The sequence below is a fragment of the Alteraurantiacibacter aquimixticola genome (assembly GCF_004965515.1).
GTDB classification, from domain to species: domain Bacteria; phylum Pseudomonadota; class Alphaproteobacteria; order Sphingomonadales; family Sphingomonadaceae; genus Alteraurantiacibacter; species Alteraurantiacibacter aquimixticola.
This window is the reverse complement of sequence record NZ_SSHH01000001.1, coordinates 725,447-741,095: the sequence shown is the minus strand read 5'-3', so window position 1 is coordinate 741,095 and position 15,649 is coordinate 725,447. Positions and strand designations below refer to the sequence as shown.

The 15,649-nt window shown below is 65.4% G+C and carries 15 protein-coding genes; 7 read left to right on the top strand and 8 right to left on the bottom strand.

Going from position 1 to position 15,649, the window contains the following annotated elements:
- Positions 1-27 precede the first annotated feature (27 nt).
- The 6 genes from E5222_RS03280 to E5222_RS03255 all read left to right on the top strand — a co-directional run bounded on the left by E5222_RS03280 (position 28) and on the right by E5222_RS03255 (position 4,122).
- Positions 28-711, top strand: a complete 684-nt coding sequence (locus E5222_RS03280) for a Fe2+-dependent dioxygenase (RefSeq protein ID WP_136692278.1) — start codon at positions 28-30, stop codon at positions 709-711.
- A gap of 6 nt (positions 712-717) precedes the next feature.
- The gene (locus E5222_RS03275; RefSeq protein WP_136692277.1) at positions 718-1,305 is read left to right on the top strand and encodes a ferric reductase-like transmembrane domain-containing protein; all 588 of its coding nucleotides are present in this window, start codon (positions 718-720) and stop codon (positions 1,303-1,305) included.
- Entirely contained in the window at positions 1,302-1,628 is a 327-nt protein-coding gene (locus tag E5222_RS03270; protein WP_136692276.1) for a PepSY domain-containing protein, read from the top strand. The genes E5222_RS03275 and E5222_RS03270 overlap by 4 nt, the downstream gene beginning before the upstream one ends.
- A gap of 406 nt (positions 1,629-2,034) precedes the next feature.
- Positions 2,035-2,802 carry a molybdate ABC transporter substrate-binding protein gene (gene modA, locus E5222_RS03265; RefSeq protein ID WP_136692275.1) on the top strand — a complete coding sequence of 256 codons (768 nt, stop codon included), beginning with the start codon at positions 2,035-2,037 and terminating at the stop codon, positions 2,800-2,802.
- A 5-nt stretch (positions 2,803-2,807) separates the two neighbouring features.
- Complete coding sequence (gene modB, locus E5222_RS03260) at positions 2,808-3,509, top strand: molybdate ABC transporter permease subunit (protein WP_136692274.1); 702 nt, start codon at positions 2,808-2,810, stop codon at positions 3,507-3,509.
- Entirely contained in the window at positions 3,499-4,122 is a 624-nt protein-coding gene (locus E5222_RS03255) for a molybdenum ABC transporter ATP-binding protein (RefSeq protein ID WP_136692273.1), read from the top strand. Before modB ends, E5222_RS03255 begins: the two co-directional genes overlap by 11 nt.
- Position 4,123: 1 nt before the next feature.
- Here the strand turns inward: E5222_RS03255 and E5222_RS03250 are convergent, their stop codons facing one another.
- The 3 genes from E5222_RS03250 to E5222_RS03240 all read right to left on the bottom strand — a co-directional run bounded on the left by E5222_RS03250 (position 4,124) and on the right by E5222_RS03240 (position 6,044).
- Entirely contained in the window at positions 4,124-4,495 is a 372-nt protein-coding gene (locus tag E5222_RS03250) for a winged helix-turn-helix domain-containing protein (protein ID WP_136692272.1), read from the bottom strand.
- Positions 4,496-4,531: 36 nt separating this feature from the next.
- On the bottom strand, positions 4,532-4,771 hold the full coding sequence (locus E5222_RS03245; RefSeq protein ID WP_136692271.1) for a helix-turn-helix domain-containing protein: 240 nt from the start codon (positions 4,769-4,771) through the stop codon (positions 4,532-4,534).
- Positions 4,772-5,066: 295 nt separating this feature from the next.
- On the bottom strand, positions 5,067-6,044 hold the full coding sequence (locus tag E5222_RS03240) for a GAF domain-containing protein (protein WP_136692270.1): 978 nt from the start codon (positions 6,042-6,044) through the stop codon (positions 5,067-5,069).
- 262 nt (positions 6,045-6,306) lie between these two features.
- Here E5222_RS03240 and E5222_RS03235 point away from each other — a divergent pair, with 262 nt between their 5' ends.
- Positions 6,307-9,216: a hypothetical protein gene (locus E5222_RS03235; protein WP_136692269.1), complete on the top strand. Its 2,910-nt coding sequence runs from the start codon at positions 6,307-6,309 to the stop codon at positions 9,214-9,216.
- A 27-nt stretch (positions 9,217-9,243) separates the two neighbouring features.
- Here the strand turns inward: E5222_RS03235 and E5222_RS03230 are convergent, their stop codons facing one another.
- From E5222_RS03230 to E5222_RS03210, 5 genes are read right to left on the bottom strand one after another with little or no spacing between them, the layout of a single operon-like run.
- Positions 9,244-10,719, bottom strand: a complete 1,476-nt coding sequence (locus E5222_RS03230; protein WP_246021523.1) for an FAD-dependent oxidoreductase — start codon at positions 10,717-10,719, stop codon at positions 9,244-9,246.
- Positions 10,716-11,159 carry an aconitase X swivel domain-containing protein gene (locus E5222_RS03225; RefSeq protein WP_136692268.1) on the bottom strand — a complete coding sequence of 148 codons (444 nt, stop codon included), beginning with the start codon at positions 11,157-11,159 and terminating at the stop codon, positions 10,716-10,718. The genes E5222_RS03230 and E5222_RS03225 overlap by 4 nt, the downstream gene beginning before the upstream one ends.
- Entirely contained in the window at positions 11,159-12,448 is a 1,290-nt protein-coding gene (locus E5222_RS03220) for an aconitase X (RefSeq protein WP_136692267.1), read from the bottom strand. The genes E5222_RS03225 and E5222_RS03220 overlap by 1 nt, the downstream gene beginning before the upstream one ends.
- Before the next feature lie 5 nt (positions 12,449-12,453).
- Positions 12,454-14,130, bottom strand: a complete 1,677-nt coding sequence (locus E5222_RS03215; RefSeq protein ID WP_136692266.1) for a dihydroxy-acid dehydratase — start codon at positions 14,128-14,130, stop codon at positions 12,454-12,456.
- 16 nt (positions 14,131-14,146) lie between these two features.
- Positions 14,147-15,520 (bottom strand): MFS transporter, encoded by a 1,374-nt coding sequence (locus E5222_RS03210; protein ID WP_136692265.1) that lies wholly within the window; start codon positions 15,518-15,520, stop codon positions 14,147-14,149.
- Between the last annotated feature and the right edge of the window lie 129 nt (positions 15,521-15,649).

The following is a 15,649-nucleotide window of genomic DNA, read 5'->3' as shown; positions in this document are numbered from 1 at the left end:
GCCTTTTTGAGAATTCACGGATTTGCCATGCTGCTGACGATCGAAGGACTCCTGTCGACGGATGAGGTCGCCGCCTTGCGCGACGAGCTCTCTGGCGCGGCGTGGAAGGATGGCGCGGAGACGGCCGGCACGCGCTCGGTCTCGGTCAAGCAGAACCTCCAGCTGGGCGTGACCGATCCGCAAGCGCGTGAATGGGGCAATGGCCTGCTCTCCAAGCTGGGCCGCAACCCCACTTTCATTTCCGCATCGCTGGCGGAGAAGATCTTCCCACCGGTCTTCAACCTCTACCAGGATGGCGGCCATTACGGCTGCCATGTGGACAGCGCACTGATGCGCGTGCCACAGGCGGACATCACCATCCGCAGCGACATTTCCGCCACGATCTTCCTCTCCGAGCCCGACGAATATGAGGGCGGCGAGCTGGTCGTCGAAACCGAATATGGCGCGCAGGAAGTGAAGCTGCCCGCCGGAGACATCGTGCTCTACCCCTCGAACAGCCTGCACCAGGTGATGCCCGTGACGAAGGGCCAACGTATCTGCGCGATAACCTGGATCCAGAGCGCCGTGGCGGACACGCCTGCACGTTCGATGCTGTTCGATCTCGACCAGTCGATCCAGTCGCTCTCCGTCGGCCGCGACAAGCAGGATCCGGATGTCGATCGCTTGATCCATGTCTATCACAATTTGCTGCGCCGCTGGGCGCAGGTCTGACCCGGCATGAGCTGGCGGCGCATATTGTTGTGGCTATTGCTGGCGGTTCCGACGGCGCTGATGCTGCGGCAATATGCCAGCGGCGAAGCGCTCGCCATGCATATGTACCACCCCAGCGGGGAGACGGCCTTGCGCCTGATGCTGCTGGCTATGCTGGTGGGGCCGATGACCGACATTTTCGGCCCCAACCGCTTCCTGCGCGGATGGATGGCGATCCGCCGCAATCTGGGCGTCGCCGCCTTCTGCTATGGCGCGCTGCACCTCGCCTTCTATTTCATCGACATGGGCGCACTCGCCTATGTGATCGACGAACTGCCCCTCCCCTCGATCTGGACGGGCTGGTTATCCTTTGCCTTCATGCTGGCAGCGGCGTCGATCAGTACCGACCGGGCCATGCGAAGGCTGGGCCGCAGTTGGAAACGCATCCAGCAAGGCGTTTATCCCGCATACCTTCTCGCCTGCATCCACTGGTGGCTGCTCGACCGCGATGCCGGGCCAGCGCTGGTTCACCTTGCACCTCTATTGATCGTCTGGACGCTGCGGCTGGACCTGCGCCGCATTCGCAAACATCGGAACAGGGAACAGACCGCATGAACCGCTTCTCCAGGAACAGCCTCGCGCTCGCCGCCGCGGCAAGTGCGCTCGCTTTCGCGCAACCGGCTCTTGCGGATGGCGACGTGACTTGCGGCGCCGGACCGCAGGAGAACTGGGAGCCCGAACGCGCCGTCAGCCGCAAGGCCTGGCAGCGCGGGTGGGAAGTGCTCGAAGTGCTGGTGCAGGGCGATTGCTACGAGGTCTATGCCCGCAACGAGCAGGGACAGGCGATCGAGGCCTTCTTCCACCCCGAGACGCTGGAGCTTCTGGTGATGTTCCGCCGCGGCCGCGAAATCTTCCGCAAGGACGGCTTCACCGGATAGGAACACCGCCTGAAAAGGGTGACCGTTTGCGGAAGCAGATGGCGGAGCGGGAAGCCGTGGGGCAGCTCGTCTCTTATGGACAAATCCCAGCTGGGGTCAGGGCTGTCGGCTGGCGCCAGACCAGGCCCAACGGGTATTTCGGGCGATTTTGGCCTCGACGGGAGAAACGACATCCATTCTTATATCTTTGTGTATATAATTTAGGTCCGGTCAGACCGTAGCTCTCCACCGGCCCGAAACCCAGATTCTGTGCACCTGCAGCATCTTATCTGTCGGACGATTTCCCTCTTGATATGCAGGGAATCGTGACCAAGAACACCCTCTATTGCTGCAACGCAACAGGTCGAACATTCTTGTCGATCACCACTTCCCGTCTTGAGCCCATCTGTATATACGCTCAGATATCATGCGTAGCACCGGCATACTGCCCTTCCTCCTTGCGCTCCTCCTCGCTGGCTGCAGCGCCGGGTCGCAGCCGCAATCGGGTCCGCTGATCCTGGCAGCGGCAAGCCTGCAGGAAGTGCTGGAGGAGGCTGCAGATAGCTGGGAGGCGCAGGGCCATCCACGCCCCTCCCTTTCCTTCGCCGCATCGTCCGCGCTGGCCCGCCAGGTCGAGGCCGGCGCACCGGGCGACCTGTTCATTTCGGCAGATGAGCAATGGATGGATGCGATCGAGGCTAACGGAAGCCTCGCTGCCGGCACGCGCGCCACGCTTGCCGGCAACCGTCTGGTGCTGATTGCTCCTGCAGCAGAGGCGCGATCGATCGCGCTTTCCCCCGGCTTCCCGCTCGCCCGCGAGCTGGGCGAGGGACGGCTGGCCATGGCCGATCCCGATTCCGTCCCCGCGGGCCGCTACGGCAAGGAGGCGCTATCCACCCTGGGTTTATGGGAGGAGGTTTCCGGCAAGCTGGCCGTGGGCGAGAATGTCCGCGTGGCGCTGACGCTGGTCAGCCGCGGCGAAGCACCGCTGGGCATTGTCTACGCGACCGATGCAAGGGCGGATGCAAAGGTGCAGGTCGTCGCGATCTTTCCGGCCGACAGCCACAGCCCGATCACCTATCCGGTCGCCCGCCTCGCCCAGTCGGCGCATCCAGATGCGGCGGCTTTCGAGGACTTTCTCCTTTCCGATGAAGGCCAAGCCATTTTCCGCCGGTTCGGCTTCGAGCCCGGCTGACGCGCATGGGCTGGCTGACACAAGAGGAATGGGCAATCGTGCTGCTCTCGCTGAAGGTCAGCGCGGTAGCCATGGCGGCTGCGCTGCCGCTTGCCTTTGCGCTGGCCTGGCTGCTCGCCCGCATGCGATTTCCGGGCAAGATCCTGCTCGATGCGCTGGTCCACCTGCCGCTGGTCGTGCCGCCGGTGGTGACCGGCTGGCTGCTGCTGATCGCTTTCGGCAGCAACGGTCCGATCGGACGCTTCCTCGAAGAGTGGTTCGGCGTGACGCTGATCTTCCGCTGGACCGGCGCGGCGGTGGCGGCGGCTGTCATGGCGTTGCCGCTGATGGTGCGCGCGATCCGGCTTTCGCTCGAGAATGTCGATCCCCGGCTGGAAGGCGTGGCGCGCACGCTGGGCGCCGGGCCATGGCGCACCTTCTTCTCGATCACCCTGCCCCTGGCGTTGCCCGGGGTGATAGCGGCGCTGGTGCTGGGCCTCGCCCGTTCGCTGGGGGAGTTCGGCGCCACGATCACCTTCGTCTCCAACATTCCAGGGGAAACGCGCACCCTGCCGCTCGCCATTTACACGGCCCTGCAAGTGCCCGGCGGAGAGGCTGCGGTGACACGGCTGGCGCTGATTTCGGTGGCGATCTCGCTAGCGGCGCTGGCATTGTCCGAATGGCTGTCGCGCCGGTCGGATCGAAAAGGTGGCGACCATGTCGTTTGAAGTCGATGTCGAGCTGCCGCGCGGCGGCCGCACGATTGGAGCCAGCTTCGCGTCCGATGCCGGGCTGGTCGCCCTGTTCGGCCCCTCGGGTGCCGGGAAAACCACGCTGCTCGACATGGTCGCCGGGCTCGTCAGGCCGAAGCGCGGGCGCATCGCGGTTGCGGGGGAAGTCCTGTTCGACAGCACAAGCGGGATCGACCTTGCGCCCGAACGCCGCGCCTGCGGCTATGTGCTGCAGGATGGGCGGCTGTTCCCGCACCGGCGCGTGCGCGACAATCTGCTGTTCGGCTGGAAGCTGGCCCCGCCCGAACGGCGCTGGCTGGCACTCGATGTCGCGGTCGGCTTCCTGGGGATCGGGCATTTGCTGGAGCGGATGCCGCATACGCTTTCGGGCGGCGAGGCGCAGCGCGTCGCCATCGGCCGGGCGCTATTATCCGGTCCGCGCTTCCTGCTGATGGACGAGCCGCTCTCCTCGCTCGACATGGCCCGGCGAGGCGAGATCATGGGGCTGATCGAGCGGATCCGGGCCGAACTCGCCATCCCCATCCTCTATGTCAGCCATGACCGGACCGAGGTCGACCGGCTCGCCGGCGAGGTTATCGAGATCGCCTGACTCAGGCCTTCTGGCTCGGTCTTGGCTCGGCCAGCAATTCAGCGCCCAGCCGCTCCCAGTCCCTGCCGCCCTGCGCGCGCCCAGCGGCCTTTTGCAGCATGCGGAAATGATGCAGCACCTCGTGCCCATAAGCGGTGACACGCGCGCCCTTCCCGCCCGCTCGCGTCTCGACCAGCGGCTCGCGCCAGCAGCGGTTCATCGCATCGACCAGCAGCCAGGCCCGGCGATAGCTCATCCCCAGCGCGCGCCCGGCGGCCGAGATCGACCCCTCATGCCCGATCGCATCGAGCAGGTCGGCCTTGCCCGGCCCCATTGCAATCTCATCCCCGCAGATGACCTGCAGCTTGATCTTCAGTGCATCTTCCCCGGCCATGACGCCTTTCTAGGCGTGTAGGGCCGGAAGGCGCAATCAGATCCGCTTCACCTCGATCCCGTATTTGCGGATCGCATAGCCGATCTGGCGCGGCGTGAGGTTGAGCAGGCGCGCGGCTTTCGCCTGCACCCAGCCCGTCCGCTCCAGCGCATCGACCAGTTCGCGCTTGCCGATCTTGGTATTGCCCTGCCCCTCCTCCGTGGCAGGGGCCGCCTCGTCGCCCGCCCGGCGCGTGAGCAGATCGCGCTCTGCCTGCTGCACTTCGGGTTCGGCCATGGGCTGGAAGACGGGCAATGGCGCCGAAATCGAGCGCTGGATCGCGGCCCGAAAAAGCGGAGCGGGCAGCCCGGCGACAACCTGAGCGCAGAACGCGAGCGCGGACCTCGGCAGCGATGAGCACCAGGCCTAACCTGGTGATCCCATGCCTCTCGCCGCCAGCACATGGATGGGCACGCATTGCCTCCGCTTCCTGGTAGGTGCGGCTTCGGTGCGCTTGTCGATGCACCCTGCGATGTCCTCCAAGAAAGCCCAGCCTATCGGCAAACTTCCGCTTTTGCTGGGCTCTCTCGCTCTATGCCCCCAAGCGTCGTCGCAGTTCCGCCGCCGATGCCCTGGAGACCGGAGTGGATTCAGGAAGACCCGTGACTAGCAGTTCCAGGTCCTGCCCCCCTTGCCGCCGCCTGAGCATCTCCACCAGCCGGACATTGATGAGCGCCGAGCGATGGACGCGCAGGAAGTCCTGTTCGGGAAGGACGGATTGCCACCATCGCAACGGGCGATCGTCGTCCAGCGTCACACCATCGCGCAGGCATACGATCGCACCGTCCCGGTCCGCGCGGATCGCGGCGATGGAGGCCAGCGGCACGCCGCGGATCGTCCTGCCCGAACGGAGATAGACCGGCACCGAGAAGTCCTCGCCCACTGGCCGTCGGCTCGGCGCGCCCTCGGTATTCGCCACGCCCATCAGCGCGGCGATCTGGATCAGCGCATGAACCTCATCGACAGTCCACCGGCGCTCGGCACGGGTTGAATCGAGCCCGATACAGGCGATCAGCCGCCCATCGTCATTGCGCACCGGCACCGTAAGGGTGCTCTGGATCTGCTGGTGCCTGAATTCGACCTGCATGCTGCGCAGGCTGCGCGGCAGCAGGGACACGTCGTTGACGGCGATGCTGCGCCCCTCCCGCAGCGGTGCAAGCATCTCGCCCAGTATGGTCACCGGCACGTTCTGCAGGTCCGCAACATGAGACGAGACGCCTTCCCGGCACCACTCGTTCGAATTGCGCAGCAGAGAGACCTCGTCATTGAAGCGCAGCATCCAGGCCCGGTCGGCCCCGGCCGCTTCACCGACGAATTCGAGCAGGCGCGGGACCGCCTCCTCATAAGGCAGCGAGAGCAGGTATCGCGCCGCCATAACTGCCCAGCAAGGCGGGCCCAGCGGGTCCGGCACCTCACCGATCTGCCAGATGTCCACGCCGCTACCGAACCTCTGGGCAGAGGTATCGATCACGATCAGATCGTCACTCCATTCAGTTGCAATGCTTGCCATTCACCGGAATCCGCTTGTTTCGATCAATCCGCACCTGTTGGGCTCCCACGTGAAATTACTTAGCCGTCCGGCCCGTCTCGGGGATCGCACACAAACAAGTAAATGAGGTGAACGAGGGGGGCAAATACTTGGGCGCTGCGGGGCAAGCCGCCGCCTGCCAGAACGAATTCCAACCAGCAAGCTCACCGCCCGTGCTGCCACGCCGGAGCGGCAACGCCTGTCGGCCACAACCATTCCAGTCTGACTATCTTGGGGGATAATCATGTCAATTTCATCCATCGCGCTGCGGCGCAGCCTTCTTGCCGCAGCCAGCTTCGGTGCAATCGCAATCGCCACTCCGGCAATGGCCGAGGATTGCCTGCTCGACCGGAACGACAATGGCACCATCGATGCCGGGACCGACAATGACGGCGGGGCCAACTCGAATGACAATGACGACAATGTCGCTTGCGGTGTCGGCGCGATCGCGACGGGCGCGGATAGCACCGCAACCGGGGCAAACAGCTCGGCAACCGGCTTCAGCAGCACGGCCACCGGATCGGAAAGCGTCGCCAACGGCACGCAGAGTACGGCAACCGGGCGGCAGAGCCAGGCCAGCCAGATCAACAGCACCGCCACCGGCTACTTCAGCCGAGCCACCGGCCAGAGCAGCACGGCCACTGGCGCGAACAGCACGGCAAACAACCAAGATAGCACCGCCACAGGTGAGGGCAGCTCAGCCACCGGACACTCAAGCACGGCGACCGGCCAGGACAGTTCGGCAGCCGGCACAGACAGCACAGCCACCGGCCAGAGCAGCTCTGCCGGCTATACGTACAGCACCGCGACAGGCGCCGGCGCCACTGCCAGCAATGTCCAGGCCACGGCAACCGGCGCTCACAGTCAGGCGAGCGGGTATAATGGCACCACGACGGGCGCCTACAGCACCGCTACGCAGCATAACGCCACGGCGACGGGTTTCAGCGCAGACGCCACCGGTATCGGTAGCACGGCCACCGGCGCATCCAGCCAGGCGAGTGGCGAGAATGCGACCGCTACCGGCATTACCAGCGAGGCCAGCGGCCAGCGCGCAACGGCAAACGGATATAACAGCAGGGCGACCGGCCAAGACAGCACAGCCCTGGGTTCGTCCAGCACGGCGAGTTCCACAAGGGCCACCGCTGCCGGTGTCAGCAGCGTCGCCAGCGCGGTACAAAGCACCGCCATCGGCTTTTCCAGCCAGGCCACCAAGCTAAACACCATCGCCGCCGGTGCATATAGCGTCGCCACCGGCACGCGCAGCGCGGCCTTCGGCGGCTATGCCGAGGCGACCGGCCAGGACAGCACCGCCGTCGGCTATGACAGCACCGCAAGCGCCGTAGCCAGCACGGCCACGGGGACCAGCAGCTCCGCCACCCAGTCAGACTCGACGGCGACTGGCGCCTTCAGCCAGGCGACCGGCCAAGGCAGCACAGCGACCGGCACGGGCAGCCTCTCCAGCGGAACCAACAGCACTGCTACCGGCGCAAGCAGCTTGGCCAGCGGCACTCAAAGCGCGGCCCTCGGCGCGGGCAGCAGGGCAACCGGCTTTGATGGAACCGCCATCGGCTTTGCCAGCCAGGCAACGGCCCAGTTCAGCACAGCAACCGGTGCCTTCAGCCAGGCGACCGGCACGGGCAGCACTGCCAACGGCACTTACGCCACGGCAAGCGGCGCTCGCTCGATCGCGATAGGCAGTGATGGCAGCGATAGCGGTTTCGATGGCGCGATCGCCTCGGCCAACGATGCCATCGCCATCGGTAATGATTCCGAAGCCGATGCCGCCGGCGCCATCGCCCTGGGCGGAAGTGCGCAGGCCACTGCGGCGAACTCGGTTGCGCTGGGCACCGGCTCGGTTGCCGACCGGGAGGACACGGTATCCGTCGGGAGCACCGGCAATGAACGGCAAATCGTCAATGTCGCGGCGGGCACGCAGGCGACCGATGCCGTGAACAAGGGCCAGCTCGATACCGTCGCAGCCACGGCGACTGCCGCGCAGACGACCGCCAATACGGCGCTTGCCAACGCGGCCGCGGCGCAGGACCGCGCCGATGCCGCTTTCAGCAATGCCGCCGCAGCGCAGACGACCGCCGATACCGCGCTTACCGAAGCGCGCGCAGCCCAGCTCGCCGCCGACAATGCCGGTGCCGGTGTCGCGGCAGCACAGGAACGGGCGGACGATGCCTTCGAAGCCGCCGTCGATGCGCAGGCCAACGCCAACCTGGCGCGCACCGCCGCGCAGCAGGCGCAGTCCGAAGCCAATACCGCGTTGGCTTTGGCCAATGCCAATAGCGAGGAATTGGCCTTCTTCGACGTAAACTCCACCGGCCCGGCGGCATCCGCCACCGGCACGGACGCGCTCGCCATCGGCCCCGGCAGCATCGCCAGTGGTGACCGCTCGGTTGCGATGGGATCGGACGCGCAGGCGATCAACGGCCAGGCCGTCTCCATCGGTGCCGGAAACATCGCTTCGGGCGATGGCGCGGTCGCGATCGGCGATCCCAATCTGGCGACGGGTACGGGCGCGGTCGCGCTGGGCGCGAACAACACCGCCACCGGCACCGGCGCGGTCGCCATCGGCAATGTGAACAGCGCGGTGGGCGACGGCGCCATCGCGCTGGGCAATGGCGCCTCGGCCACCGGCATCGGCACAGTCGCGATCGGCAATGGCGCTGTCGCGGACCAGGACGGGCAGATCGCGCTGGGCGGCAGTGACAGCACATACACCTTCGCCGGCCTGACTTCGGAGGAAAGCGCCGCACGCCAGTCCGGCCCGGTCTCCTTCGTGACCACAGATGCCGAAGGCAATCTCGGCGTCAGCTCGCTGGATGTCGGGGCGCTGCAGGGCATGGTCGGGCAGATCAATTCGCTCGAGGGCAATGTCGCGACATTGTTCGATCTTGCGGCAATCGAACGGCGCGAAACCAATCGCGGGATCGCCGCGGCAGTGGCGCTGACTCCGGCCCCGATGCCTTCCGAAGGCGGCAAGATCAGCTACGCGGCCAATGCCTCCGTCTATCGCGGCGAATTCGGGCTCGGCGCTTCGCTGGCGGCCCGCCTCAACACCGAAACGCCCTTCGCCGTGACTGCGGGCCTTTCCTATAGCGGCGGCAAGAACACCGCCGCGCGGGTTGGTGTGGCCGGAGAGTTCTGACCGAGAGGACAGGCGAGGCCGTTGCCGCTACTTGGCGGCAACGGCCTCGCCTTTTTTCCCTTCAACTCTGGCATCATCGGACAGGTGTGCGCCCTGCGAGCGAAGCGTCTTGCGAACATCCGCCACACCTACCGCACGCGGCTGCACGCCTTGGTCCGCCGCCAGCGCCGCGCCCACGCCCGCCGCATGGCCGGTCAGCCAGCATTGCGGGATCTCGCGCATGAAGCCGTGCGAATTGGCATCGCAGCTGATATGGCGGCCTGCCACCAGCATGCCGTCCAGCGCACGCGGGACCAGGCTGCCATAAGGCACCGAGACAATCGGGAATTTCGGGCTGATCGAGGGGCTGATGCCCACCTCGTCCGCCACCGGCGTGCCATTGCCCCAATCCTTGCGCTCGATCCGGCCGACGCCGCCCAGCCGCCGTGTGTGGCGCACGCCCAGCTGGCTGGCGCTTTGCAGGCTGTAGGCATTCTCGAAGCCGGGAGCGTTCTCGCGGAAGAAGCGGCAATGCCCCTCCATCAGGCGGTGGCTGCGGATCTCGACCTCGGTCATGTCATCCACGTCGAGCGCTGAGAGACCTGACTGGCGGGGCCCGAGGAACAGCGCGATATCCGGCCGCCAGCTGACATAGGGCGTCTGGAAGAAGCCCAGCTGTTCGCGGCCCTTGTTCATCAGCTCGGTCAGCTGGTCGGGATAGAGCACCTTCCAGTTGATCCAGCGGTCCATATTAACCCCGCCGATCACCCAGCTGGTGTTCATCGAGTGATGGACGTCGCCTTCCTCGATATCGGTATCGTAGTCAGCCCCCGCGCGGGCGAACATGTCGCCATCGCCCGTGGTGTCGACCACCACCTTTGCCATCAGAGCAGTGCGGCCCTGCTTGCTTTCGAAGATTACGCCCTTCGCCGCGCCATCCTCGATGATCGGGCGCGATCCCCATGCGTGGAACACGATGCGGACGCCCGCCTCCAGCAGCATTTCCTGCGCATTGAGCTTCATCCGCTCCGGATCGAGCGTCGGCGCCCATTGCACGATGCCGTGAAACGCCGTGGTGCGATTGCCCCAATAGGCGGTCTTCATCGGGTCCTTCGAACCCCAGTCGGTTTTGGGAGGCCCCGCCACGGCTTCGGGCGGCATGCGGTCGATGAATTCGCGCGCGAAGCCCTGGATTACGTGGTTGCCTTCCCAGTCGGTCATGCGGTCGATCCACATGACGAGGCCGCCGGTGGAAAGCCCGCCAAGGCAATTGTAGCGCTCAATCAGGGTCACGTCCGCGCCGGCCTTCGCCGCCGCCCATGCGGCAGCGCAACCAGCAGGCCCGCCACCGATCACGGCGACGTCGCACTTGTGATAGATATCGATATCGCGCGCTTCCTCGCGCACGGTGCCCCCGCCATTGGGCGGCGGGATATTGCGGCCCGAACTCTCGAACACGTCGGAGCCGAGGAAGCGGTCTTCGCTATGCCCCTCGACCCGCTGCATTTTCGGCTGATCGCTCACGCGCGACCCCCTTTCCAGATTTGAACTTCACCCTTGTCGGCATCGATGCGGACCCAGTCGCCCGTTGCGATCGCCTCGACCGGATCGCGGTCGAAATCGGTCATGGTCGGCACGCGCAGCACCACCGCGCCCAAAGCCGCCTTGGTGGTGGTGATGGTGAACAGCATGCCCAGCGGCGCACAGCCGGTCAGCTTGGTCATGTGAAACACGCCCGACCAGCCGGAAGAGCCTTTCGCGCCGGGAAAAACGAGGATCTTGTTCGCGAAGCTGACGCCTTTCAGCTCATGATGGCTCTCGATCACCTCGCCCTTCAGCGGATTGACCCCGCCCCAGCCGGAGATCGTCTGGCTCGTCACCAGCGCTTCGCCCTCGGTCACGCCGCCCACGACCTTGCGTCCGCGAATGACGATGTCGGGCGCCTTGAGTTCTGCTGTCGCCATCAGTTGAGCCTCCCTTCCCATTTGCCGGTACAGGCTACGTCGATACAGTCCTGCGTGGTGCCGAACCAGCCCTCAATGCCCATCATCGCGGGCAGGTAATGCGTCTGCTTGGCGCTGTCGAAAGCGGCGACCTTGGTGCCCGGCGGAACGGCCTGGCTGATCGCGGAGCAGGTGTCCGTCATCAGCTTCGCCCCGGCCTCGCGCAGGATACGGTCATAACCGCTGGCCATCGCGGTCGCCTTCACCGCACGGCTGGTGAAGATCCACAGCTCGGCATTTTCATGCACCTTGCGCCCTTCGAGCATGCGCGCTGCATCGGCGATCTGGTCGATCGAGTAATGCGGACAGCCGAGCATGACGTAATCGACATCGCGGCTCTCGCCGATGGAATTGAGCCGCTCGTAAACCGCCGCCCGCTCCTTCGCGCCATAGGTGAAGCGTTCGCCCTTGTCCGCGCCGCCGAAAGCGATTTCGCGGCTCGAAGCTTCTGGAGTGATGCCGACCATGTGGTACATCTCCACCCCGCCCGAGGAGGCCGCAGCCGCGCCGAAATGCTTGTGCTTGATCAGCGCCGCATCGGAGATCGCGCCGTCGAGAACGGGAATCGCATCCTCCACCGCAGCCCCGGTGAAATAGCCGAGCATGCCCCATTCGAAGATCGAATCCACCGGCACCTCCACGTCGATCGCGTGCTGGCCCTTGCGGAAATCGTCCGTGTGGAAGCCCCAGTTGGGAATGCGCTTGGCCAGCATGGCGGCGCTGGTGGATTCCCGCCCCTCGCAATTGGTCCGCCCGCCGATCACCGAATTGCAGAAGACCACGGCGGAGCTTTCCATCCACGCGCAATGCTCGCCCATCACGGGTACATTGCCGGCAAGGTAGGGCGTGCATGTCTTGAGAACCTGGATGCCGTGCGAGGCGACTTCCGCCTCGTCGCTGCGGAAATTGGCGAAGGCTTCCTCACTCATGCCCTGCTCGCGCCACATCTCCGGGTCCATGCCGCCCTGAAGGTGGCAGGAAAAGGCATTCATGCGCGGCACGTCCACCACTTCGTCCGAATCGAGATCGAAGCGGGAGAAGACCGCGCGATAATCGCCACCGTCTTCCTTGTAGTAGTCCTTCACCCATTGCGGGGAGGAGCCGGGCACGCCCGCGACATTGTTGGTCTCGACGAAATCCTCCGCGCCCAGCGCCTCAGCATAACGGATCAGCAGGTCCATCGCCTTGGCCACGGCCGGGCCATCGGCCCCGTCGCGCATCGCCTTTTCCGCATCGGTCAGTCTTACCATGGCGCTCAGTCCTCCCCGCGATCGACGTCGATCAGAACCGCGCCAGTATACATGGGCTGGACGTCGCGGCGATACATGCCGAGCCAGCCATCGGCGGGCACCGCATAGGTGCTGGCGGGGGCGAGCCTGCCCTCGAGTTCCTCGGGGGCAACCATCAGGTCGATGCGCCGCTCCGCCACGTCGATCTCGATGCGGTCGCCATTCTTCACCTTGCCGATCGGCCCGCCAGTCGCCCCCTCCGGCGCGACTTCAGCGACGGTGAGGCCCTTGAGGCAAAGGCCGGACAGCTGCCCGTCGGTCACGAAGGCGGTGTCCTGCGCCAGTCCCGCGGCATCGATGGCAAAGAGGACGAAGGAGGCACCGCCGCCCATTGCCGGGCCGCCTTTCAGCCCCTGCCCGCGCAGCACGACAACCTCGCCCTTCTGCACCTCCCCCGCCTCGATAGCGGCGAGCGCATCATTGGTGCTTTCAAAAACGCGCGCCGGTCCGGCGAAGCTTTCCGGGCGCGATCCGTCACGGATGCCCAGCTTCACGATGGAGCTTTCTGGCGCGAGCGAGCCCTTGAGGATAGCGATGGAGGGACCCGGCGAAATGGGCCGGTCGAGCGGACGGATGACTTCCGCGTCGCCCACCGTCACTGCATCCAGATCCTCGCCCAGCGTGCGACCGGAAGCGACGGTCACGCCAAGGTCGAGCACGGGCGCGAGCTGCTTGAGCATGGCCTGCGCGCCGCCCGCATCTTCGAATTCCTCGATCCGACGCTCGCCGCTGGGACGCACGGCGGCGAGCGTCGGAACCTTGCGGCCCATCTCCTCCCAGATGGCGAAGATGTCGATGTCGAGGCCGCCTTCCGTGACGGTAGCCTGGAGATGCTTGATAGCATTGATCGAGCCGGAGACCGCCAGCACCATCGCCGCCGCATTGCGGAATGCGCCGGGCGTCAGGATCTTGCGCGGCGTCAGGTCTTCGCTCACCATCTCCACGATCCGCGCACCGGCGGCGCGCGCGGCGTCGAACATCCTGTCGCTATTGGCGCGGACGGGCGCGGAGCCGGACATGCACATGCCCAGCGCTTCGACCACGGAGTGCATGGTGTTTGCGGTGGCCATGCCGGCGCAGACGCCCGGTCCCTTGATGGCTTCCTTCGCCATCGCGTCCACCGAATGCTTGCCCGGACGGCCCAGTGCCTCGCCCACACCGCCCGAAAACAGGTCCTCCACATCGACATGGTCGTCACCGATCATGCCCGATGCCTGGTAGCCGCCGATCACCAGCAGCGTGGGGATGTTTATGCGCATCGCCGCCATCAAATGGCCCGGCGGGGTCTTGTCGCAGCTGGTGAGGCAAACCATGCCGTCGAGCATGGCGGCCTCCACCTGCGCCTCGATATCGTTGGGAATGAGGTCACGCCCGCCGAGGATGTAGCTGCCCTGCTTGGCCGCGCCGGTGATGAAGTCCGAGACCGCCGTGGTCCGCACTTCGAAGGGCACGCCGCCGGCAGCGCGGATCGCCTCCTTCACCACTTTCGCCACGCCATCGAGATGCGAGAAGCAGCTGGCCAGTTCGGAGGAGGAATTGACCACCGCGATCTTGGGCTTGAGCAGGTCTTCCTCGCTCAACCCCAGCGCGCGCCACTGGGCGCGGCGGACGGGGGAATTCGCGGAAATGCTTCGAAGGGTCATGGTTCAAGCCTTGCAATCAGGTGGAAAGGACGGGTTCTTGTGTCTGCGCGGGCTGGCCGGTGTCGCGGCGGCGCACGATCACGCCGATACCGATTGCGCAGAGGACAAGAATGGCGGGACAGGCCGCAAGGATGGCGAAACTGCGCACCACGGGCAGGCCGCTCGCGAGGATATATCCGCCCACTATCGGACCGGCGATGCCGCCGACCTTGGCGACCGATGTCGCCCAGCCGCCGCCATTGGCGCGGATCGCGCTGGGGTAATAGACGCCAGCGATGGAGAGGATGCCGAAATGCGCGCCGCTCACCAGGCTGATCGCGACGACCGAGAGGATCAGGAAGGCATCCTGCCCCATCGCGGCCAACCCCGTTACCAGCAGCAGCGGCAGGGCAATCATCGGATAGACGGCGACCGAGAAAGGCCCCTTGCGATCGGTGAACTGCATCAGCAGAAGCCCCAGCCCGGCACCGAAGACCGAGGTGATCGAGCCGACATAGGCCGCGGTATCGCGCGAGAAATCGAGGTCCTCGAAGACGATCGGCCCCCAGTTGGAGGTGAAATACACCGCCATCGTGCTGGCGGTGTAGCCAAGCCAAAGCAGCGGGGTGAGGAGCTTCAGATCGCCCTTGAACAGCTTGGCGACATGGAAATGCGTGGTGTCGCGCTCCTCATCACCCAAGATGAAACGGTTATCGGCGCTCGCCTCAAGCCCGGGTTCGAGGCGGTTGAGCGTGGCGGCGGTGACTTCCGGCCGGATCGCCTTTGCCGCCAGGAAGCGGATCGATTCCGGCAGGGTGAAGACCAGCACCAGCGTGATCGCCAGCGTGCAGGCGCCGCCGAAGAAATAGACTGCGGGCCAGCCATGCTCGGGCGCCAGCCACACGGTGACCGGGCCCGCCAAGGCGGCGCCGATGGAATAGCCCATCATGATCACGGTCACGACGGTGGAACGCATGCGCTTGGGCACGAATTCGATATTGAGCGCCCAGATCAGCGGCAGCATGCCGCCAATGGCAAAGCCATCGAGGAAGCGCAGCGCCATGAGCATTTCGTAGCTGGTGGCAAAGCCCGTTGCGAAAGTGAGTATGCCGAAGGCGAAGGCGGACCAGATGATCGCCTTCCGCCGCCCGAACCTGTCCCCCAGATAGGCGAAGGCGAAACCGCCCAGCATCATGCCGAGCAGGCCGGCGGAAAAGACATTGCCCAGCATAAGCTCGTCCAACGCCAGCGTCTCACGCATATAGGGCGCGGTGAAGCCGATCATCATCATGTCGAAGCCGTCGAACACGGTGATCAGCCAGGACACGGCGATCAGCGTGAAGTTGAAGGCGCTAAGCTTGCGCACCTCAATGACCTCGGCGATGTCGATAGTGCGCGTGTCAGCACTCATGGCGGGGCCTCCTTGCCGTCGAAAATGGCCGCACGGGAACAGTGCCCCGCGAAGGGGCATGGGAATTCAGCTTCATGCCCAGGTCTTCCTGTAAGCAGAAAAGACTGGCCGGACCCCGGGAAGGTCCGG

Excerpts from the sequence above, each read along its gene's own strand:
- E5222_RS03215 (WP_136692266.1), bottom strand. The coding sequence starts at position 14,130 with ATGACCCTTCGAAGCATTTCCGCGAATTCCCCCGTCCGCCGCGCCCAG.
- E5222_RS03275 (WP_136692277.1), top strand. The coding sequence starts at position 718 with ATGAGCTGGCGGCGCATATTGTTGTGGCTATTGCTGGCGGTTCCGACG.
- E5222_RS03220 (WP_136692267.1), bottom strand. The coding sequence starts at position 12,448 with ATGGTAAGACTGACCGATGCGGAAAAGGCGATGCGCGACGGGGCCGAT.
- E5222_RS03280 (WP_136692278.1), top strand. The coding sequence starts at position 28 with ATGCTGCTGACGATCGAAGGACTCCTGTCGACGGATGAGGTCGCCGCC.
- E5222_RS03255 (WP_136692273.1), top strand. The coding sequence starts at position 3,499 with ATGTCGTTTGAAGTCGATGTCGAGCTGCCGCGCGGCGGCCGCACGATT.
- E5222_RS03235 (WP_136692269.1), top strand. The coding sequence starts at position 6,307 with ATGTCAATTTCATCCATCGCGCTGCGGCGCAGCCTTCTTGCCGCAGCC.
- modA (WP_136692275.1), top strand. The coding sequence starts at position 2,035 with ATGCGTAGCACCGGCATACTGCCCTTCCTCCTTGCGCTCCTCCTCGCT.
- E5222_RS03240 (WP_136692270.1), bottom strand. The coding sequence starts at position 6,044 with ATGGCAAGCATTGCAACTGAATGGAGTGACGATCTGATCGTGATCGAT.
- E5222_RS03225 (WP_136692268.1), bottom strand. The coding sequence starts at position 11,159 with ATGGCGACAGCAGAACTCAAGGCGCCCGACATCGTCATTCGCGGACGC.
- E5222_RS03210 (WP_136692265.1), bottom strand. The coding sequence starts at position 15,520 with ATGAGTGCTGACACGCGCACTATCGACATCGCCGAGGTCATTGAGGTG.
- E5222_RS03270 (WP_136692276.1), top strand. The coding sequence starts at position 1,302 with ATGAACCGCTTCTCCAGGAACAGCCTCGCGCTCGCCGCCGCGGCAAGT.
- modB (WP_136692274.1), top strand. The coding sequence starts at position 2,808 with ATGGGCTGGCTGACACAAGAGGAATGGGCAATCGTGCTGCTCTCGCTG.
- E5222_RS03250 (WP_136692272.1), bottom strand. The coding sequence starts at position 4,495 with ATGGCCGGGGAAGATGCACTGAAGATCAAGCTGCAGGTCATCTGCGGG.
- E5222_RS03245 (WP_136692271.1), bottom strand. The coding sequence starts at position 4,771 with ATGGCCGAACCCGAAGTGCAGCAGGCAGAGCGCGATCTGCTCACGCGC.